The organism is Bacillus sp. DX3.1, from assembly GCF_030292155.1.
Lineage (GTDB): Bacteria > Bacillota > Bacilli > Bacillales > Bacillaceae_G > Bacillus_A.
In genome coordinates this window covers 630,686-651,508 of the sequence record NZ_CP128153.1, presented here as the reverse complement: position 1 = coordinate 651,508, position 20,823 = coordinate 630,686, and the positions used below count along the sequence as shown (strand labels likewise).

At 33.6% G+C, this 20,823-nt stretch carries 18 protein-coding genes and 2 pseudogenes; 5 read left to right on the top strand and 15 right to left on the bottom strand.

What is annotated here, in order from left to right:
* Positions 1-390 precede the first annotated feature (390 nt).
* Positions 391-1,212 carry an EcsC family protein gene (locus QRE67_RS03190; RefSeq protein WP_286123503.1) on the top strand — a complete coding sequence of 274 codons (822 nt, stop codon included), beginning with the start codon at positions 391-393 and terminating at the stop codon, positions 1,210-1,212.
* A 31-nt stretch (positions 1,213-1,243) separates the two neighbouring features.
* On the opposite strand, the gene floT is transcribed toward QRE67_RS03190, so the two are convergent.
* The 3 genes and pseudogenes from floT to QRE67_RS03175 form a co-directional block, all read right to left on the bottom strand.
* Positions 1,244-2,803 (bottom strand): flotillin lipid rafts scaffold protein FloT, encoded by a 1,560-nt coding sequence (floT, locus tag QRE67_RS03185; protein WP_286123502.1) that lies wholly within the window; start codon positions 2,801-2,803, stop codon positions 1,244-1,246.
* Positions 2,804-2,815: 12 nt separating this feature from the next.
* Positions 2,816-3,364 (bottom strand): NfeD family membrane protein, encoded by a 549-nt coding sequence (locus QRE67_RS03180; RefSeq protein WP_286123501.1) that lies wholly within the window; start codon positions 3,362-3,364, stop codon positions 2,816-2,818.
* Positions 3,365-3,789: 425 nt separating this feature from the next.
* Positions 3,790-3,960, bottom strand: a pseudogene (locus QRE67_RS03175) (pre-peptidase C-terminal domain-containing protein); the annotation flags it as partial.
* Positions 3,961-4,053: 93 nt separating this feature from the next.
* On the opposite strand from QRE67_RS03175, the gene opuD reads away from it, so the two are divergent.
* Positions 4,054-5,604: a glycine betaine transporter OpuD gene (gene opuD, locus QRE67_RS03170; RefSeq protein ID WP_286123500.1), complete on the top strand. Its 1,551-nt coding sequence runs from the start codon at positions 4,054-4,056 to the stop codon at positions 5,602-5,604.
* 537 nt (positions 5,605-6,141) lie between these two features.
* Here the strand turns inward: opuD and QRE67_RS03165 are convergent.
* The 9 genes and pseudogenes from QRE67_RS03165 to QRE67_RS03130 form a co-directional block, all read right to left on the bottom strand.
* A pseudogene (locus tag QRE67_RS03165) lies at positions 6,142-6,294 on the bottom strand (sporulation protein YhbH); the annotation flags it as partial.
* A gap of 31 nt (positions 6,295-6,325) precedes the next feature.
* Positions 6,326-6,544, bottom strand: a complete 219-nt coding sequence (locus QRE67_RS28560; protein WP_353507064.1) for an MAE_28990/MAE_18760 family HEPN-like nuclease — start codon at positions 6,542-6,544, stop codon at positions 6,326-6,328.
* 181 nt (positions 6,545-6,725) lie between these two features.
* Positions 6,726-8,669, bottom strand: a complete 1,944-nt coding sequence (locus tag QRE67_RS03160; RefSeq protein WP_286123499.1) for a hypothetical protein — start codon at positions 8,667-8,669, stop codon at positions 6,726-6,728.
* 773 nt (positions 8,670-9,442) lie between these two features.
* Entirely contained in the window at positions 9,443-10,690 is a 1,248-nt protein-coding gene (locus QRE67_RS03155) for a DUF4153 domain-containing protein (RefSeq protein WP_286123498.1), read from the bottom strand.
* Between the two features lie 48 nt (positions 10,691-10,738).
* Positions 10,739-10,954, bottom strand: coding sequence for a helix-turn-helix domain-containing protein (locus QRE67_RS03150; RefSeq protein ID WP_286123497.1), 216 nt, complete (start codon positions 10,952-10,954; stop codon positions 10,739-10,741).
* An 11-nt stretch (positions 10,955-10,965) separates the two neighbouring features.
* A complete protein-coding gene (locus tag QRE67_RS03145) occupies positions 10,966-11,448 on the bottom strand; it encodes a DUF2975 domain-containing protein (protein ID WP_098125440.1) in 483 nt (160 codons plus the stop codon).
* A 742-nt stretch (positions 11,449-12,190) separates the two neighbouring features.
* Positions 12,191-13,759 (bottom strand): recombinase family protein, encoded by a 1,569-nt coding sequence (locus QRE67_RS03140; protein ID WP_286123496.1) that lies wholly within the window; start codon positions 13,757-13,759, stop codon positions 12,191-12,193.
* Positions 13,756-15,210 (bottom strand): recombinase family protein, encoded by a 1,455-nt coding sequence (locus tag QRE67_RS03135; RefSeq protein WP_286123495.1) that lies wholly within the window; start codon positions 15,208-15,210, stop codon positions 13,756-13,758. Before QRE67_RS03135 ends, QRE67_RS03140 begins: the two co-directional genes overlap by 4 nt.
* Positions 15,211-15,265: 55 nt before the next feature.
* Positions 15,266-15,397, bottom strand: coding sequence for a hypothetical protein (locus tag QRE67_RS03130; RefSeq protein ID WP_286123494.1), 132 nt, complete (start codon positions 15,395-15,397; stop codon positions 15,266-15,268).
* Positions 15,398-15,437: 40 nt separating this feature from the next.
* Between QRE67_RS03130 and QRE67_RS03125 the strand changes: the two genes are divergently transcribed.
* Positions 15,438-15,815, top strand: coding sequence for a helix-turn-helix domain-containing protein (locus QRE67_RS03125; protein ID WP_286123493.1), 378 nt, complete (start codon positions 15,438-15,440; stop codon positions 15,813-15,815).
* Between the two features lie 94 nt (positions 15,816-15,909).
* On the opposite strand, the gene QRE67_RS03120 is transcribed toward QRE67_RS03125, so the two are convergent.
* Positions 15,910-16,077, bottom strand: coding sequence for a hypothetical protein (locus QRE67_RS03120; RefSeq protein ID WP_180230687.1), 168 nt, complete (start codon positions 16,075-16,077; stop codon positions 15,910-15,912).
* Between the two features lie 122 nt (positions 16,078-16,199).
* On the opposite strand from QRE67_RS03120, the gene QRE67_RS03115 reads away from it, so the two are divergent.
* Together QRE67_RS03115 and QRE67_RS03110 are read left to right on the top strand one after the other, a co-directional pair.
* A complete protein-coding gene (locus QRE67_RS03115) occupies positions 16,200-17,747 on the top strand; it encodes a recombinase family protein (protein ID WP_286123492.1) in 1,548 nt (515 codons plus the stop codon).
* A 323-nt stretch (positions 17,748-18,070) separates the two neighbouring features.
* Complete coding sequence (locus tag QRE67_RS03110; protein ID WP_286123491.1) at positions 18,071-18,757, top strand: IS6 family transposase; 687 nt, start codon at positions 18,071-18,073, stop codon at positions 18,755-18,757.
* Between the two features lie 119 nt (positions 18,758-18,876).
* Here the strand turns inward: QRE67_RS03110 and grrM are convergent, their stop codons facing one another.
* Both grrM and QRE67_RS03100 read right to left on the bottom strand, forming a co-directional pair.
* On the bottom strand, positions 18,877-20,007 hold the full coding sequence (grrM, locus tag QRE67_RS03105) for a cyclophane-forming radical SAM/SPASM peptide maturase GrrM/OscB (protein WP_286123490.1): 1,131 nt from the start codon (positions 20,005-20,007) through the stop codon (positions 18,877-18,879).
* 226 nt (positions 20,008-20,233) lie between these two features.
* Complete coding sequence (locus QRE67_RS03100) at positions 20,234-20,473, bottom strand: hypothetical protein (protein WP_286123489.1); 240 nt, start codon at positions 20,471-20,473, stop codon at positions 20,234-20,236.
* Positions 20,474-20,823 lie beyond the last annotated feature (350 nt).

Genomic DNA, 20,823 nt, shown 5'->3' with positions numbered 1-20,823 from the left:
ATCCTATATAAATCCATTTTGATTTTTCGACATATAGCCGCGGCTATGAATAACAAAAGGTGACCTGCACCCGTTTTCTCTCTTTGTTTTCACTATGTCTGGGCAGGAAAAGGATCTGACCGCTTCTATGCATGGCCGGATGCTCTCTCTCACCTAAAAAGAAGGGTTTTATGTCGGTTTTTTAATTTGTATTTATATAGATACCAATTATGTATTGTTTCACTTCATAGTGAACTTAAATTGATATATTTCATCATTTTTTTGGTCCCTTATTTCCCCTTAACCTTAAATAAAGCATCCACTCTCTAACTATAGATGCATTATTTTGTTTGTTATTCAAAAAATATCCAGTAAAATAGAAAGAAATGGTTATAGGAAAGTAGGGAGAAGATGGAGCCAAAACAGCTTTTATTAGAAGAAATCGCAAACATTGAAAAATGGGAGAAAGACCAAGAAGACCTTTGGTTCTTTGAAAAATGGGGGAAAATCCCGTTTGCTATTCTTGATAAGTTAACTCCAAAGTTTATACATAAAAAAATTAATGTTTTACTAGATGAACTCATTCAATATCTCAACTCTGGAAGCAAATATTTAATTCGTCCAGAAACAACTTTAAAGAAATTTGAAAATGCCGTTTCACTAGAAGATGTTCAAAAGTTTCCTTTAAGTGAGATGGATACAATCGTCGATAAAATTATTAAAAACAGAAAATCAGTTGCAACTGCACAAGGAGCTACAACTGGATTTGGTGGCATCTTCACACTAGCAATTGATATCCCTGCAGTTTTAAGCATGTCACTAAATGTGTTACAAGAAATCGCAATTTGTTATGGCTATAATCCTGAAGATGTTCAAGAACGACTTTTCATCGTAAAGTGCTTACAATTCTCTTCATCTGATATTGTAGGAAAACAAACGATTCTTCATGAATTAAGACATTTTGATGCTCGTTCCGATCACGATGACAGTATGTCACAAATTAAATCATGGCGCGAAGTATTTACTGTTTATCGCGACAATTACGGCTGGAAAAAACTATTTCAAATCATTCCTGTTGCTGGAATGATTTTTGGCGCTTACTTAAACCGAAAAACAATTGAAGAAATCGCGGAGGTAGGTAAAATGCTCTATAAGAAAAGAAGAGTGTTAGACAGATTAGAAGAAATGAATCATACTTCTAAAAAAACGCCTATTATTTCTGTAAATATGTAAAAGAGCCCCTAATGCTAGGGGCCTCCTTTTATTATTTTTCACTATTATCCTTTTCTTCTACCACTTGCACAACAGGTTTGTCATTCACAGCCTGCTGCACGGCACCTTTTCCAGCAAAGCCCTCCAGTAACTCTTTTAGATCAATACCAGAAGAAGCTTTCAATGTTTCTTGCATCGTTGCCATTAAATCAGTTGCATAGCCTGCTACTTTCCCAGCACCGCTGTTTTTACCACCGCCACCTGTATCGACAACAGTGATTTTATCAATGTTGCTAAGTGGGCTTGCAATTTCTTTTGCATAGCTTGGAAGCATTTTAAGGACCATATCCATAATTGCCGCTTGACCGTATAATTCGAATGCTTCGGCAATTTTTTGTTTCGCTTCTGCTTCTGCTAAACCTTTTAATCTAATAACGTCTGCTTGAGCTGTCCCTTGCGCCTTTTCAACTTCTGCTTTCGCTTGACCTTGTGCTTTTTCAATTTCAGCTCTTGCTAAACCTTCTACACGAACTTCTTCCGCACGTGCTTTTGCTTCCGCTTCAATTTTATATTGCTCTGCGTCTGCCTTTTTAATTTGTTTTACTTTCTCTGCTTCCGCTGATTGCTCAACTGCATATCGATCTGCATCTGCTTTTTTCTTCACTTCTGCATCGTATTGCTTTTCACGACGTGCAATTTCTTTTTCTTCTAATTCAATTTGCTTTTCACGTTCAATAATTTTAACGCGCATTTGTTCTTCTGTAACACCTTGTTGTGCTTTCGCTTGTTGCAGCTCATACGAGAGATCTGCATCCGCACGTGCTTGTTCTTGCTCTCTCTTATAAGATTGGACTTTTAATTCTTTATGTTTCTCTGCTTCTGCAATTTGTGCATCGCGTTGATATTCAGCTTCTTTCGCTTCTTTTTCCGCACGTGCTGTTTCAATGCGTGCTTCTTTTTCACGTTCTGCGTTCGCAATTGTAGCATCACGCTTAACTGTTGCGATCTGCGGCTGACCAAGCGCATCTAAGTAACCATTTTTGTCCATAATTTCTTTAATCGTAAAGGAAACGATGCGAAGGCCCATCTTTTTCAAATCTGTCGAAGCCACTTCATGTACCTTTTGAGCAAATTGTTCTCTATTACTATAGGCATCTTCCACTGTCATCGAAGATAAAATGGCACGTAAATGACCTTCTAATACCTCTTTCGCTTCTACTTTTAATTCTTCTGTCTCTTTTCCTAAGTATTGCTCAGCTGCTGTTGATACTTCTTCAATTGTAGAACCAACTTTAATAATTGAAACACCATTTACCGTAACAGGTACACCTTGCTTCGTATACGTATCACGTGTTCCCACTTCTAATTTATAGTTTAATAAACTAAGTGGTTCTGCTCGTTGCATAATTGGTACAACAAATGTACCACCGCCGCGAATAATTTTAATCTTCTTTCCATCCTCTGTTGTCACAAGATTTTTTCCACCACCAAGCCAGTTCCCCGTAACAATCAATGCTTCATCTGGACCAACTGTGCGATATTTTGTAATAAACACTAAAATAAGTAAAAGCAAGATTGCGAGTAAGACACCACCGATAATTAATGGAACCATTTAAATTCCCCCTTATAATTTGGGTTTTTTTAAAGAATAAGCGATGTTTTGTACAAACAAAACACCATCTTGAACTTCCTCGATTATAACTTGTGTTCCTTGTAAAATATCTTTCTTTCCGATTGTCTTTGCTGGTATCGCATTACTTCCAAATTGTGAAGAAACTAATACTTCACCAAAGCCTTCTTTCGGTATCGTAATAATTACTTCACCTCGGCAGCCAATAAAATCATCCATGCGCTGCACTGTATTTTGTTCGGACTCTGCAATCGGCTTTAAGATTAATATCTTCATCGTAAAAACCCCAATAAAAGATATGCAAAAAGAAAGAATAAAAATAACGATACTATTCCAAGAGAATAAATATTCTCCTATATAACTAAAACCGCAAAGCATTGCTAAAAAGCTAAGCAGTATCGTAAAAATAGATGTAGGACCGCTTGAAAAACTAAATATTGATTCGAATATATCACCAAAAAAGATATAAATAACGGTAAGCACAGCGCTTATGATAAATCCATATAAATAAATTGTTTCAAGTGGATAACCAAATAAGATCATTCCTTATCCCCCTTTCATCATTAGAGCCCTCTTTTCTATATGTATGCCTCACCTCTTTCAATAATTATATTTCCTAATTTTCAGTTATTTTTTTAAAAAAACTGATATGATAGGCTCCTTAAAAAAGAACAGGAGGAGCCTATGGTGACAGGCTCCTCCTAAAAAATAACCGTTATATTGTATATCTATATAATATACTTTTTTACATAAAAAGTAAAGTTATATATACATTGGAAATGTAATTATTTTACTCGTATCGAATATGCTCTATTTCCATTATCAAATTTATCCCGCATTAACGGGCAGTAATACCCCCACCTCAAGATTCTAAGGAAACCAAAGAAGATAGGTGGGGGATAAACTGCCCGTAAAAGCCCGATTGGTTCAACTAATAATCAGTGGGAGATGAAGAAAACTCCCACTGATTAAAGTTTTACTTTATATACATATAAATAATACTTCCCTGGTTTCGCTATATATTTACCTTTAATCATGTTTCCATCAGTTTGTCCATACGCAACGTAATTTTGCATATCTGATTCATGATGAAGCACCCACGCCATCCCAATTTGATGTTCATTTATAATAGAGATATCTCCCTCATATAAAAATGAATTTTTTGACATTTAAACAGATAATTGTTATGGTTAATATAACTTTTAACTTTATTAAATAAAAGGTGGAATTTGATGATCAAAAAAAAGAACAGTGTATTTTATATCTCTATTTTGCTGACAACCCTGTTCATTATATGGGGCGTAATCCCAGCAAAGTGGATACAAGGCTATGATTTACAAAGTGTTACCTCATCCATAAACTCATTTATCCTCAATAAGTTTGGTTGGTTCTACTCTCTACTTATGACCACCATGGTTGTTTTAGCTACTTATTTAGCATTTTCAAAGTATGGATCGATTCGTCTCGGAAAAGATGACGAAAAACCCAAATATAGTTACCTCTCATGGCTCGCAATGTTATTTGGAGCTGGAATGGGAATTGGGCTTCTCTTTTATGGTATTGCTGAACCAATATCACATTTTAATTCACCTCTCACAGGGGAACCTGGAACAGAGCAAAGTGCAAAACTTGCCATGCAATATTCATTCTTCCACTGGGGATTGTTCCCTTGGTCACTTTATGCAATGGTTGCTTTAACTATCGCCTATTTCACGTTTCGAAAACAAAAAGGTAGTACAATTGGTGCTACTGTTACTCCCTTATTTAATCGATCGAAAAACTCCTCTATCGGAAAAACAGTTGATATTTTAGCTGTTTTAGCAACCGTATTTGGTATTGTACCATCCGTAGGAATTGGTGCTCAGCAAATCGCTGGCGGATTAAGTTATCTATTCCCTTCCGTCAGTAACACAATTGGTACACAGCTCGTACTTATTGCTATTTTTACCGTACTGTATTTAACAAGTGCTCAAACGGGATTGGATCGTGGGATTAAATATTTGAGTAACTTAAATTTCTCCCTCGCTGGAATTTTACTCATCTCCTTTTTAATTTTTGGACCAACTGTTTTTATTATGAAATATTTCATATCTACATTAGGCTCTTACATCGAAGCACTGCCGAGCATGGGATTAAACTTAGGTGCCTTTAGTAAAGAATCCTCTTCATGGATTGAAAATTGGACGATTTTCTATTGGGGATGGTGGATCTCTTGGTCACCATTCGTTGGCACATTTATTGCTCGTATTTCCCGTGGACGTACGATTCGGGAATTTATTTTCGGGGCGGTATTAATTCCAACATTGATCTGTACATTTTGGTTTGCAGTGTTTGGCGGTACAGCCATTCATATGGAAATGTTCCAATCACTCGGAATTGCTGATGAAATTGCGAAAAATGGTACAGAGATTGGTCTATTCGCTGTCATTTCACATTTACCATTCTCAACATTCTTAACAGTTATTGGTTTAATTTTAGTAGCAACATTCTTTGTTACCTCTGCCGACTCTGCAACATTTGTTGTTGCTATGCAGACAAGTAACGGTAACTTATCTCCTAAAAACAGCTTAAAGCTCATTTGGGGATTAATAATCGCAGCCATTGCAGCAATTTTATTACAAGCAGGTGGTTTAAACGCCTTGCAAATTGCAGCGATTATTGCAGCCTTGCCATTCTCTATTGTTGTTGTCTTAATGGTAACTTCACTCTTTAAAGAATTGCGCCAAGAAGATGTTGCCGCTCAAACAAAGTCAGTTCCGCAAAAAGTAAAGAAAGTTATTTGACAACAATATCAGTAAAATCAATTCTTTAAAACTATAAAGTGAAACTTTAATTAGTGGGTATTACTGTCCGCAAATAGCGGGATAAATATTTCTACAAACAAGAGAGCAGGTATCGAGCATTTCTTTTACTCGATACCTGCTTTCTTTTACAATTATTCTATTACATAGTAATGTAAACAAGATTTTTCTCATCTTTATACGCTATTACAAAAGAATCTTTCCATCCTATATAAATACAAATTAAAAAACCGACATAAAACCCCTCTTTTTAGGTGGGAAAGAGCATCCGGCCATGCATAGAAGCGGTCAAATCCTTTTCCTGCCCAGACACATTGAAAACAAAGAGAGAAAACGAGTGCAGGTCACCTTTTGTTATCCATAGCCGCGGCTTATATGTCGAAAAATCAAAACGGATTTATATAGATCAGAGAAATCATGAAGTATTGTATCTACTATTTCATTCTACTTATCCCTACAAAAAACAATATGATGAATTTCCTTCTTCCATTATCATAACAAAAACCTCTTTAAAAGGGATTATGCCATTTTCTCATCCGATTCTTCTCTAAAAAAGCTCTTCATCGCATGAAATACATCGGCCTTTTGTTTTAATATATAATAGCGGAAATTCTCATCTTTAATATTCTTGTAGGCTGACATTAGCGTACTGTGACGATTGTACTGGTTTAGTTAGCGAGGATGTACCCATGATAAAGTAAGGCTATGAGCTAACCTTCAAATAAGTCTTCTTCAACCCAGCATCAATTATCTGTTCTTTAAATTCATCCATAAGTTCTAAAATTGTATGGTATAATTCTTCAAAATCCTTTTTTGCCTCATCATCATTACCTTTATCAACTAAATTTTTATACTCTCCATGAGCTATCTCATTTCTCGTTTTTAAAAGCTGTCGATCAATAAACTGCTGTTTAGAGTTAATAAAGTCGTTTAATTATACTCTTAGAAATACAGTAACCATTTATCTGTTACGCTAATAGATGGTTACTAAAGATGTTTAAAATTTCAAGTTATGTTAGCTTTTCTTTCACTTTACGATTTTTTTAAGAATATTAAAGTTGTTTAAATTTCGGAGAACGAATAATATAACATCGTCCCCTTTTTTATTCATTTAATTCTTCTTTTTTATTAACAATTTCATAAAGACAAAAATCTTCATTTATCTTTATTACAATCGCAATCAACAATTTCAAAATCAGTAAGTAATTTTTATAGTTTATATCTTCATTACTATTAATCGCATTTCCTAATCTACCGTGTGCATATTTATTTCGTAATTGAGGACCATTTTGAAACCTACTGTTGTTCAAATAGTAATCAAACATATCTTGTTCTGACTTCGAAAATAAAGTTGATTCGAATTCAACTTTATTTTCTTGATACATTAACTTTACCTCTGCTTGTAGTACATCCTGCAATCTATACATGCTAATTACATTATAATGGTAAAGTTCATAAAGAATTTTTATTCTTAAAGGATTTTTCCATCTTAAAAATCCATCAATAATAGATATATAATCATTATCTATAAGATATTGCAGTTCTGTTCTTTGGTAGTCTTTAAATTCATCTATATTCACTTTATGCTTTACCAACAAATCAAAAAATGTTTTACTATCTTTCTCTGGATTTTCTAAATATCCAAGAAGCGTTTGGTCTGAAAATAAAAGATGAAAAACGGGATTTAAAATATCCTTCGCATATATATATTTATTTTTTATTAAGCTAGGCACTTGGCTAAATGTTATCCCACTAGATGATAATGATAACATTTCGTGATTAATCAACTCATAATCAACATAGCTTTTAAATTGTTGTAATACATATTCTATTTCCGGCAAAATATCTCTACATTTTTCCTTATAGGATGACCCCTCAGAAGGAGCAGTAAAAACGTATTCTGACACGGAAAAATCTTCTTTAAGATACACTTTAAAAAACCATTCGAGTATCTCTTCTAATCTAACATTTTGCTTTTCTAACAATGGATAATATAATGCCATTGAAATATCCGTTAATGTTTCACTATGTTTGAAATCTTCATTAACAGAGTAGTCTCTCTTAGATTTTAATTGAATAAGATCTAGAAATGATGTTCTATTAGATGTATTACTTACAAAATTAATTCTTCCATTGCTATCAATAAACTCAAATAACCAAATAAAATTATTTAAAATCGTTTCAAAATCTAACTCCTGTTCTAAATAGGTTTGATCATACACTTTCTCGAGTTCTGTACCGTCTAATTTATGTTCTACTAACTTAGGTGCATCTTTTTGCAACACAAACTTATACGTAAAAGATACACCTACACTATTTTTAAACAGTTCGTCCTCAATACCTTCCTTTCTTTTTTTAGCCTTCCATCTATGTTCATCTGTTACAGAAAACGCTTTTGAATTATGATTATTAATAATTAGTTGTAAATAGTTAGTATTCGCTTCTGGAGAATCAATATAATTACTTATCAACACATTCACTTCATCTTTTGTTAACGATTTAGGTAAATCCAACTGTTTTTTATTTGTTTTAGAATCGACAACATATTTATCAAATAATAACTCTACATTAGATGGGCTTCCTAATAAACAGTGTTTTACCACCGTTCCGTAATTCTCAACAAGTTGAGGCTGTTGACATACTTGAGTGATTGAAAATAATTTTTTTGACAGTAGAGTAGCAAAAGTATTTTCATCTATTCGATCTTTCAAATGATACTGTGCAAAAAGTTTTAAAAAGTCCTCTTTATATTGCCAATGTAACATTTCAACTAATAACTCAATATTTACTTTATCAATACTTGAAAAATAACGGGCGATATAGCCTTTTATACCTTTACAAATTCCTTTTAACTTTTCTTTATGTTCATCTGACCATTGAGTAAAAAATATTTTATTTTCAATGTAAAGTGTACAATTATACAGTTCTAAAATATTATTAATCGTATGTTCTTGATCTTCTTTAAAGTCTAATATTAAATCTTCTGCTTTTGATAAATAATGACCAGCAGCTAAATCTGTTGCACTATAAAATTTTACTACTTTCATAAACACATCTCCTTTGAAATATATATAAATACTCCCTATTAAAATGAAAGAGAGTATTTATATATTCTTTCTTTTATTATACCGAGAAAGCACAAAGATGGTGTGAAACTCCAATTTTACACCATCTTTTTAAACAACTTTATTATTTTTCAAATGACTTTATTGTAAATGTAATAACTTTATTGTCACTCCACAACTGCTTTTTCAATTCAAACTTTTCCACTTCGAGACCTAAACTAATGTAAAATGACAATAAAGTTATTTAATTTTAAAAGTTCAAACAAGCATAACCCCGTTCTAAATTTAGGACGGGGTTAAAAATATAGTTATTTAATCCTGATGTAAGATACTTCACTACACTAAAAAATATAACAATAAAGTCGTTTGAAAATCTAAGTTTTATTCAACAATAGCGCCCTTTAATTGAATAACTAAGAATATTACTTAATTCTTCTTCAACTAACGCCCCCTTTAGTGTAAGTACATCTTTTCACATTTAATCTAAATCAAACTCAAACTTAAAACCTGCAAGTTTAGCTTATCAAATATGTTTCATGTAGTCCTTTTTCGTTGGGCACATGAAACTGGACATATTTTAAAGAATCCAGTTGCAACAATATATTATGTCTTCTAGTTTGAATACCCTCTTTTTAACTTTAGTAATGAAAATAAGCCAAAACTATGCAACTCTGTATAAAAAGCTGCATAATATCGACTCTAAGGATTTTATACGTTATAGAAGATTAACTTTTCGTTACATTAACAGAGCCTTTCTAATTAAAAATTATAGGAAAAGTAAATGTAACGAAAGCTGCCCAAAGTCCGTAGACCGGCAAATAATTAGTAACGGCATCTTGGATAGTTGAAGGTCCGGATTTGTTTTGTAGAAAACGCATATAGGAGAGCATAATCCAAATTAGATTTGCCCAGATAAGTATGTTTACTCCTAAAACAGCAAGTCTATTAGGCGTAATCCCATAAGAAGAAAGTCTGAACACGATGGCTGACAAAGCCACACTGTCAATGATAAGCGCAAGAACAATTAAGGCAAAATTTATATAATCTGAAATGTTCTTTTTCTCGTCTGAGTCGCTCTCGATAATGGAAAATATGGTAACGGCCAATACACCAAGGAGTATTCCGTTAAAGGCTATCAGGAAATTGCGGTCCAAGAATGGATTTTTTCCGACCCATATAACCGTTATAAGATAGATCAACAATGTGACCAGGACAAGAGGACTAAAAATTTTAGCTATATATGGTGTAATATTCTTAGCAAGTTTAAGATTCATTGATACCAGGTATGCAGCCACAATAGCGAGAGCGGCAGCACCAAATAAAACGACATTACTAAAATAGAAGTCTTCTATATCCAAGTCAACAAAGCTAAATAACTGCATGGTTAATGCTGCTAGTACCATTCCGCTAACTGCCATGCTGGCGTAGAGAATACAATATTCCAAATTAAATTTAATATAGGCTAATCTTGTACTGCCTTTTGAATATTCATTTCCTGTAAATGCAAGCCCTACCAATACCCATAAGAATATGGGAAGGTGTAAATAAGCAAGGATAATACTGTCTTTATAATTTAATGGCAGCATATTAAGATAAAACCCGGAAATTAGGAACAACGCTGCAAGGGAATAAATAACACTTTTTTTCGGAGTATTATTGTAAACAAAATAGGCAGCAATAAAGGGAATTATACCAAAAGCCAGGTTAATTGGAGCAATTGCTTCCTGTTCGACAAAATGGAAAATGATCCTGGTGCTTATCCCGGCCAGAATGGCTAAAATGCCCATGAATAAGAAACCTTTTTGAAGCAAGGAAGTTTTTTCTGTATTTGCCGTCTCCTTGAAATGCAATCTTTCATACCAAACACCAAGAACCTGAGAATCAGGATTTTGTTCCCATGCGTGTGAGAATGACTTTTTAAAAGCTTTCGAGTCTTTTCTATACATTCTCTCCAGCTCATGAGGGTTAACAATATTTTCAATAATCAAATTGTTAATGTCCATAGTTATACCTCCCCTAATAATTGTTATATTAAGTTTCCTCCACAATGTTTAACTGTCTTCGTCACTTTGGTATTCTAAAATATCTCCAGGCTGACATTCTAAAGCCTTACAAATTGCCTCTAAAGTGGATAATCGAATCGCTTTTGCCTTTCCATTTTTCAATATAGAAAGGTTCGCCATTGTTATTCCAACCTTCTCCGAAAGTTCTGTTACGCTCATTTTCCTTTTTGCTAACATCACATCAATATTAATTATAATTGCCATTGTTATTCACCTCAGACCGTTAAATCATTTTCTGATTTGATATTAATTGCATCTTGTAAAAGTTTTTGGAGAACAGCCGCAAAGACTGCGATAACCATCGAAGCAAAAGGAACAACCAATCCGACAAAGATAACTCCTGGTGCGTCGTCTACTTCCGCAAAGATATAGAAGAGCGGCCAAACTAGCACATGCAAAATACTGATTGTGATGGCACAGTATTTGATTTTCTTTAAAGCTTTTACAGATAAATCGGAGAAAGCTTTATTTTTGTCAATATAGCATAAGAGTTTGAAAGCCTGATACAAAGCAAAGTAAAAAGGTATAGCCGATGCATCAAAAGCGATGAAAACGAGATATTTTATAAAAGCAAACTGTGGAAGCAATTTTGCTGCAAGATTCGCCATCTCTGGCACCAAAAAGATGCACAGAGCAAGAACTGGGACTCCTAAAAGAATAACAGCTATTTTTAAAAACAACGTTGTTACTTTTTCCATAAAAAGCACCTCACTTATTTATTCTGATTTTGATTTTAATATATATTTTATCGTTTCACAATAATTTTTTATTAATTTGAATAACATTTTTATTGTAAGTTTTTGTTTTAAGCAAAAATAAAAAGCATTCCTCATTCAAAGAAATGCTCTATAACTTTAAACCATTAAATTTATAACTTGTACAGCTAACCTGCCCGTTAGTTTAAGTGCAAACCTTCACAATCTCTTCTGTATTTCAAACACAAATATCCAATTTTCAATACAGGTGCTGTTCAACAATCTGGCCCGATTGTGGAATAGAATGACCCGCATTTTTTAACAACTTTTTTGTAAATTAAACAACTTTTTTGTCACTTAACAACTAAATAATATTTCTTTAAGTACACCAAATTTCAAGTTACTTTCCGTTGATATGATATCTGCGTCCATCTGCTTAACTTTAAAACATTCGTTATATTACTGCCCCTTAAAAACCGAGATTTTATATCATTCTTTTTGCAAAAATCCCCTAATCACCGAGCATGTTTATTTCTCCAAATCACTGTCCATAATAATAAACAAAGACAAACCCTTTATCCTTAAGTGATAAGCTCTATCTCAAGAGCATCAAACTCGGTGATTAGGAAGGAGTGGTATACCACTCCTTCCTAATCACCGAGTAGCAAAAGAATTTTCATCTACAGTTCAACCCAAATACCGATACATCAATAACAAAAAAACAGCCACCAATGTGATAACTGTTTTACAAAATCAAGCTAATTTGATTTTTTACATCACGCTTTGAAAAATCGGTTCGTAACTGTAATGAAATATCATATTCGTTACGCTTTTTATTTTCTTTAATGGATACAGATTGAATGAGAGGTAATAAAAATCGTCTTTTATCCATATCGCTTATTTCTTGAATCTTGACATCATCTTGAAATACTTCATTCAAAGTATGTAACCATGTTTCTTTGCTTTTCTCGACTTTTTCTTTGAGGGTGATTTGCTGTTTAAAGTCATTGATTTGTTGTGTGACTCCATCTAGCTTTCGCTGTACATCCAAGCGATAAATCGCTAAGGACTTCAAAAAACGTTTATCATCGTTATTTTTCATACGCTGTTTGAGCTCTTCTGTAATATTGTGAAGTTTGATGGTGTAGTTTTCGAAGAGACGCTGATGCTTTTGAATATTGTTATTCAATTCTTGTATCTCATACTGAATTTTTTGTTCTATCGCATGATATACATTGTGAAATCCACTTATTTTCACATCAGTAAGTGTTTGATTCACTACTTTATCATGAAGGAGGTCTGCATCTATTCTTAATTTGCAGTTAGTGCAAAAATAAATTTTCCCTCCATACTGTTTATTTGTAGAACTTACTGTCTGTTGATTCTTTGTTTTCATTAGTTCCTGGCACTTTTCACAAGAAAGCAACCCTTGTAGCAAAAAACTTGTTTTGTAATGTTTAGGAACCATGTTGCCATTACGTTTTTCTGAATAAATACGCCAACATGATTCCCATGTCGTTCGTGAAATGATTGGCTTCACATAGTGGTTTGGTGCTTCAATCCAAATATCCCTTGCATTTTGCTTTCCATCTGTTTGTCGGCGCCATGATAATAAACCACAATAAAAAGGATTAAGCACAATCGTCTTTACATTCTCTTTTCCCCAATCTTTTCCGCGGCGGGAACCGTTAGGGAGTGTATTAGCAATATACTGAAACCCATGACCATTTACATATAAATTGAAGATTTCTTTTACATAGCAAAGCTCTTCGGTGTGTTCAATAAATTGCTCACTATTCTTATCATATGTGTAACCAAATGGCGGCTTACCACCAAGCCATTTCCCTTGTTTTGCTTTGTTTTCTAGACCTGATCGTGTTCTGGCGATAATGGTGTCAACTTCATATTTAGTAAAACCATCTTCCATAAGTTGCACAATCAAGTCAGTATCAGTATTGTACACACTTTCGGTTGAACTAATAATGATGGGAATATCTAGTGTCTTCATGACAATACGTATCGTTTGATGCTCAAGAGGATCTCTGGCCAAACGATCACTTTTATAAACAATGACAAAATCAAATTCTTTTCTTTTTGCCGCTTCGAACATATTTTCAAGTTCTTTCCTACTTGTAATTTTATTTTTACGAGCGGAAACAGCCTTATCAAGAAAAGAATGAGTATGAATGCAATCATATTTGCGAATCACTTCCATAACGGAATTCAATTGCATATCCATATCTTGTTTATCCGTAGAATGACGGCCATAAAAAGCAGCCTTCATATTTGGTTGTAATATATGAGAAAGCTTCATGATGTTAACACCTCTTGAGTACGTAAGAATGGGTGTTTAAAAACAATTTCGCAGTTCTTTCCGTCGGTTTTAACTTGTTGTATTAAATCTTGAAAAAAGGAACCTAACTGTCGATTCTCCTTTATCTCGTCATAGGACAACGAAATAGAGGATTGATAATTACTTATCTTTTCACGTAATTGCTTTACATCACTTAATTCCTGTATTACCTGTTCTTTTTGTTTTTTATATTTTGCCAGCTCATCATACAGCGCCATAATTTCGATTTCTTTCTGTTCCTTATAAGGTGCATCAGTTTCGTGATACCACGTATCTACTTTTGTAATTAACTTTTCATTCATAAGCTGCATTTTCTCTTCAATGGTTTGTATTTTCTGTTTTACTTGCTTCTTAGCATTCTGTTCATATCGATCAAATAATTCATGAAAATGAAAAGTGAGTAGGCTATGAAAATATTCTTTGCAGCGTTCAAAGACTAATGGTTCGATTGTACTCTTAAAAACGTAAACTGAAGAATGATTTAAACATTTATATTTTAAATTTTCTTTTCTTCTAGCCTTTATTTTTTGTAATGATTCATTACATTTCGAACAAATTAGTAAGTCTTGCAATGGAAATAACACTTGTTCGAATACATAATCTTGATGAGTCTTTTGGGGAGATAAAACGGTGACAATACTACATACTTTTTCCCATGTATTCTTATCAATAATGGAAAGTCTTTCATATTTACTAGTAACATCTTCACCAAAAATATTCATAGTACGCAATCCAATATATGTCGGGTTTAATGCAATTTTTCTTATATCAGCCGAAGTCCAAGACTTACCGTTTTCCTTCAAGCCTAATACACTACAAAGTTCTTTCAAGGATTCATATTTTCCCGATACAAGTTCTTGATAAATCCTTTTAACAATTTGTACTTGTTCATCAACCAATTCAATTTCTTTCGTTTCTTTATTCCATTTGAAACCATACGGAAGACGTCCTGGGTTTTTACCACTTTGGAAATTTGACTTTAATGTTTGCTTTAAACGTTCAATAATTTGTTCGCCTTCACGTTGGGCCATACCCGCCAAAATTAATTCAAGATATTCACCAATTGGTGTGTAGTACACTGGCGGCTCATTCGGTGCAGTTAAAATAACATTTATTTTCTTGTTTCTTAGTATTTGATAAATTTCATAATACTCCATCACATTTCGAGCTAGTCGATCTCGCTTAAATAAGAATAAGGTTCCGACATCGTTATTGTTGATATCTTGTAGTAATTTTTGTAGGGCTGGACGCTTTTTTAAACTGACTTTTCGGGCTGATACCGCTTCATCAATATATTCTTCATCGATAATCAATGCCATATCAATGGAGCGAGTAAGAACTGAATTTTGTTGCATTTCGATTGAGTTTTCTTGTGAATCAATGGAACTTCTATAATATGCAACTGTCTTCAATTCAGGACCTCCTCTCGTGATGTTCTATTTACACTGTATGTATCAAAATTAGTAGCTAGTCCTTTTTAATTGCTTTGGCTAATTCTTTTTCAACAATCTCAATATACGCTTCAAACCATTTTTGAGCTGATGTTGGATCGTGAACGTAACTTACTGATGTAATTGTAATTTTCTTTTGCTTCTTCATTCTAATTATTCCTTTCAATAAATCCTTGGAGGTTAAATTTATGATACATGAACTTGGTAAACACATTCGTACACTTCGTACTCAAAAAGGCATTGGACTAAACACCTTTGCAAAACAACTTGGTGTATCACCAGCTTATTTAAGTAATCTTGAAACCGGAAAAACAGATACCATTCAGCTTTCCTTACTACAAAAGCTGCAAGATGAACTTCAACTCATTACAATGGATAACTTCTCATTAATACAAGATGAAACCAAATATAGAATCACCCGTGCAAGCACTTTACTACATAACTTGATCCAGCAAGATGACGCACTCGGGTATTACTTATTAGAAACTTTAGAAAGAGGAATTAATTTATCTCAAGCATCACCTACTTCACATAACAATGATCAAGATTATTATTTACAGAACTAAAGAAGCTATTCACAATGAAAAATAATTATTTATGTCAGTGAATAATTTAATAAAAAAAGAAGAGCATATCTCTTAAGAAAAGAGAATGCTCTTTTTACTTTTCATCTTCTTGACAACTTACTGCGGCTTCAACTATAGACTTTAACACTGGATTTCTCTTTTCCCATTCTTGTTGAAACCATTTTTTTTGTTCCTCTTTTTCCATCGATGCAAGTGGCGAATGGATAATGACTTTTGTATTACCAAACTGAAATTCCTTCATCATATCCCTCCTTGCACTATATATATGCAATGCAGGTAAAAAGACGAACTATCATTTTCATAAGACAAGCTATCCTTACATATTCATAACAATAATACTAGACAAGCTGGTAGGTGAAACAAATGTACCGTCCACAAGAACTCGATGTCTTCATCTATTTACGTAAAAGTCGAAAAGATCTTGAAGAAGAAAAAAAGGCGCTGGAGCACGGGCAACATTACGATACGCTTGAACGTCATCGCACTCAGTTATTAGAACTCGCTCATAAAGAGCATCATAATATAATTGATATTTTTGAAGAAGTGGTTTCGGGTGAATATATCTCTGAAAGACCTATGATGCAAAAACTTCTTCGTGAAGTGGAAACTGGCATTGCTGATGCAGTATTGGTGATGGATTTAGACCGCCTTGGCCGCGGCGATATGGTAGATCAAGGAACGATTTATCGTGTATTCCGCTATTCAGAAACATTCATTATTACACCAACAGAAGTCATTAACCCAAATGATGAAAATCAAGAGTTAACCTTCAGTATAAAATCTTTAATTGCTCGAGAAGAATTAAAAACAATTGTGAAACGTATGCAACGTGGTAGAAGGGCTTCAGCAAAAGAAGGAAAATCTATCTCTCGTGTTCCACCTTATGGGTACTTACGAGATGATAATTTAAAACTTTATCCTAATCCTGAAAAAAGCTGGGTGATACCTAAAATTTTTGAATCTATGGCTGATGGAATGGGAAGACAGGCAATTGCACAAGAACTAGATAGACTAGGAATTTCTCCACCTGAAGGTGAGTATTGGAATCCTTCAACTATCTCATCTATTATCAAAAATGAAGTATATCTTGGTCACATTATTTGGGGGAAAATACGTTATACAAAACAAAATGGAAAATACATTCGTAAAAAGGTACCAAAAGAAAGATGGCAACGACACAATCATGCTCATCCTCCACTTGTATCGGAAGAACTATTTCAAAAAGCCAACATGGCACATAGTAAACGCTGGAGACCACCAACAATCAAAACAAAAAAACTTTCTAATCCATTGGCAGGCATCTTATTATGTGAACTATGCGGTCACTCCATGCTTTATCAACCACGGAAAGATCGTCCAAATCCTCAAGTTCGTTGCGTACAACCATCCTGTAAAGGAATTCAAAAAGGGGCATCCTTGACACTTGTTGAACAGCGCATACTTGATGGCTTAAAACAAATTATCGAAAGCTTTGAGATACAAGAGAACATGGTACAGAAAAAGAAAACAAAAAATAATATTCAGCTCCAGCAAAAAGCTTTAGAAAAGAAAAAACAGCAAATTAATGATTTGCAAAAACAAAAAAGCAATCTCCATGACCTTCTAGAGAAAGGGATATACGATGTTGGCACTTTCTTAGAACGGCAGAAATCTATTGCGGTGCGCTTGAAAACAACACAAGAAGAAATTAAGGAGCTTAGGCGTGAAATTGAAAATATATTAGAAAAAGAAAAACATATACATGAATTTGTTCCGAAAATCAAAAATGTTTTAGAGGCTTATTACGCAACAAATGATACAGAAAAGAAAAATCGCCTTCTCAAATCAGTGATTGAAAAAGTGACTTATTTACGAAAAATAGAGTGGAAAAGAAAAGATGAATTTTTAATAAAATTATACACTAGAATATAATTCGATATATTTTCTCTATAAGTCATTCGTATATTATTTTGATTTTTTTAAACTTCCTTTAAGAGATATTCATTTCTTCTTGATTTGAGAAGCTTACCACAAAATATTATTCATAATAGGAAATTATGAAATTCACCTAGAACAGACAAATAAATAACGTTATTAGGTAACCTTTTTATAGTTCTTTATATCCATATATTAAAAAATATTTGTGCGTAGCATTTTTAGACGCCTATAACTATTTTTTGTGCCCAATACGGTTCTGTTGCAAAGTTCTCTAAACCACGTTACATTTTAGAAAAAATGAGTAGGAGCACGACAATATGAGATATTTTAAAGGAAAACAGTTTAAGAAAGATATCATTTTAGTAGCCGTTGGCTACTATTGTCGTTTTTCTCTTAGCTATCGTGATGTGTCTGAAATTCTGAAGGAACGTGGTATTTCAGTTCATCCCACAACGATTATGCGCTGGGTACATGAATATGGCAATCTGATGTATCAAATTTGGAAAAAGAAAAACAAAACGGTACAGTTATCTTGGCGTTTGGATGAAACCTATATTAAAGTCAAAGGAAAATGGTGTTATTTATATCGTGCCATTGACAAAGAGGGGCAAACGCTTGATATTCAACTGCGTAAAAAGAGAGATACACAAGCGGCATATGCTTTTATGAAAAGACTGGTTCGAACTTATGGAGAACCAACGGTTCTGACTACAGATAAGGCTCCTTCTTTAATTTGCGCATTTAAAAAATTACAGAGGATAGACTTTTACAAAAATACCTTTCATCGTACAACAAAATATCTCAATAATCTCATTGAGCAAGATCATCGACACGTGAAGCGCCGTTTCGCTCGTTCCTTAGGATTTCAAAGTCTTCGTCATGCCTCACGTACGATAAAAGGGATAGAAACGCTTCATGCCATATACAAACAAAGACGAAGTCTTCAATCAGACTCCGTCTTTTCGGCGTATAACGAATTACAGAATTTATTAACGGTTTCATAAAATTTGACCACAATCTTCCCATGTCTCTATGTGTAAAAAAACTTTGCAACAGAACCAAAGCTTTCTTATTTTTATGTTCCGACAAATATTATTCGTTTGTTTTACAAAATTTAAATATGTTATGCGTTTAAGAGTTTTTCAATCACGATTGAAGTAAGCGTTTGGTGATGGAGTATGCATCTGATAGTCTCGGTACTAGATAGAGAACCATTCTCAAAATATTTATTTGACGGCGATCCCCCCCCACATAGGTCAAAATATAAGCATGAACTAGCACAGTTCTTAACTCCCAAATTAATCTCATGCTGCATACGATTATATATATTACTATTCACTACTGTATCTAACTCATATTGCGCATTAATATTACCAACAACAAAGTTATTAAATTCTGTATTCAAACCTCCTGCAAACTCTGGAGAGTTTGTCGTAATATCACCATTCTTTTGTATTGTTATGATCCCTAGGCTTTTAATTTCGTCAGGAACGGAATAATAATTTTTATTTGATAGTTTTTTTTCTATTCTTGTTAGCATGTTTCTGAATTCGCGGAATTCAATTTCATTTTTATGGGTTTTCCATAAGTCGAAGAGCTCTGACATAAAGGAACGATATTTCTCAACAATTATACTATGTTCCTCATAATCCTTTAATGAAGAAGATTTATTAGCATTTTCTATCTCTTCTACGTTAAACCCAACCGATTGAAAACCATTGGAGTAAAAAAAGTTAAAAATTTCTCTAGGGTAATTAAGGCTTTCTCGAGTAAGAACACAGAGACCTCCAAAAGATAGCCCATATTCTTTTAAGAGTTTTAACCCTCTCATAACCAAGTGGTGACTTCCTTTTCCAGACCAATCAATACGATTCCGGTTATGTAACATTGCTGGGCCGTCAATACTAATCCCAATCTGAAAATCATTTTCTAACAAAAATTCACACCAATCTGGTGTTAGAAGTGTACCATTGGTTTGCAATCTATTACGAATTCGGCGATCCTGGTTATTATGTTTTTGGATATAGGTCATAACTTTTTTATAGAAGTCTATGCCTACAGTCAAAGGTTCTCCAGCGTGCCAAAGAAACTCGACATTTTCATCAACTATTGAACTTCTCAGCACCTTAGCAATGACATTTTCTAATGTTTGCTCACTCATTCTTGTTGAATCCTTTCTGCCAGGTACGTAACAATATTGACAATTCAGGTTACATAAGGAAGTGGGTTGGAGAACAATTAATTTAATAGTCATGTTAATTTCCTTTCATACTATAATATCAAGTTAATTTCTTGATATTAAGGGTATATACGGATTCATTTAGGGGAATTTTGGTATGCCCTAACTTTATCCGTGGTATTGGTTTTCCCCAAACATCGGTAAAGTCAGAGCACTTTCCCCAACTGTTATGCAAAGAGTACTAAATAATTCCAAGCCATTTTTATCGACAATTGACATAGAGAAATTAGCTACAACATATTTATATAGGTAGCGTACCTTTTCCCCAAGTATCGGTAAAGTCACCGTCTTTGTTCCAACTGTTATGCCAAGAGTCAGAAAATCGTCCCGTGTCATCAATTTTATTGATAGTTGACATACAAAAATTAGCTACAACATTTTTATCGAGTGTTCCTAATTTTTCGATCAGTTCATCACGTCTTTTGAAGAATCGTTCTTCTATATTAGATCGCTCACAATTTTCTATTTTTTCCTCAGACACTTTAAACACCTCTTTTATGGTTATTATAATAGTTTCCATTTATTATGGTTGCCTTTTTATTCCGATTTATACAAAGAAGATAGATTACAAAATAATATCTAAGTGTGTAAGTAAATCGTTATTTGTTAAAGAACATAACTCTTAATAAATGTGATCATAATCTCTATAAATAACTGTTTATTTAGGTGAACAAGCAATCAAACGCTATAAACTATTGATAAAAAACAGGAGAAAGATGTTCAACCAATTTGTGAAAAAGAGCAACAGGAAAATATGAAGTGTGCTTTATAAAATTCTGCTCTGAACGGGATTATATAATGTTTCTCATAACCGCTGCCCGAAGGAGTTTT

What these genes read in the sequence shown, in the direction of transcription:
- grrM (WP_286123490.1), bottom strand. Translation starts at nt 20,007, where the DNA reads ATGACTATTAAATTAATTGTTCTCCAACCCACTTCCTTATGTAACCTG.
- QRE67_RS03180 (WP_286123501.1), bottom strand. Translation starts at nt 3,364, where the DNA reads ATGATCTTATTTGGTTATCCACTTGAAACAATTTATTTATATGGATTT.
- QRE67_RS03150 (WP_286123497.1), bottom strand. Translation starts at nt 10,954, where the DNA reads ATGGCAATTATAATTAATATTGATGTGATGTTAGCAAAAAGGAAAATG.
- QRE67_RS03130 (WP_286123494.1), bottom strand. Translation starts at nt 15,397, where the DNA reads ATGAAGAAGCAAAAGAAAATTACAATTACATCAGTAAGTTACGTTCAC.
- QRE67_RS03115 (WP_286123492.1), top strand. Translation starts at nt 16,200, where the DNA reads ATGTACCGTCCACAAGAACTCGATGTCTTCATCTATTTACGTAAAAGT.
- QRE67_RS03160 (WP_286123499.1), bottom strand. Translation starts at nt 8,669, where the DNA reads ATGAAAGTAGTAAAATTTTATAGTGCAACAGATTTAGCTGCTGGTCAT.
- QRE67_RS03190 (WP_286123503.1), top strand. Translation starts at nt 391, where the DNA reads ATGGAGCCAAAACAGCTTTTATTAGAAGAAATCGCAAACATTGAAAAA.
- QRE67_RS03125 (WP_286123493.1), top strand. Translation starts at nt 15,438, where the DNA reads ATGATACATGAACTTGGTAAACACATTCGTACACTTCGTACTCAAAAA.
- opuD (WP_286123500.1), top strand. Translation starts at nt 4,054, where the DNA reads ATGATCAAAAAAAAGAACAGTGTATTTTATATCTCTATTTTGCTGACA.
- QRE67_RS03120 (WP_180230687.1), bottom strand. Translation starts at nt 16,077, where the DNA reads ATGAAGGAATTTCAGTTTGGTAATACAAAAGTCATTATCCATTCGCCA.
- QRE67_RS03140 (WP_286123496.1), bottom strand. Translation starts at nt 13,759, where the DNA reads ATGAAGCTTTCTCATATATTACAACCAAATATGAAGGCTGCTTTTTAT.
- QRE67_RS03145 (WP_098125440.1), bottom strand. Translation starts at nt 11,448, where the DNA reads ATGGAAAAAGTAACAACGTTGTTTTTAAAAATAGCTGTTATTCTTTTA.
- floT (WP_286123502.1), bottom strand. Translation starts at nt 2,803, where the DNA reads ATGGTTCCATTAATTATCGGTGGTGTCTTACTCGCAATCTTGCTTTTA.
- QRE67_RS03155 (WP_286123498.1), bottom strand. Translation starts at nt 10,690, where the DNA reads ATGGACATTAACAATTTGATTATTGAAAATATTGTTAACCCTCATGAG.
- QRE67_RS03110 (WP_286123491.1), top strand. Translation starts at nt 18,071, where the DNA reads ATGAGATATTTTAAAGGAAAACAGTTTAAGAAAGATATCATTTTAGTA.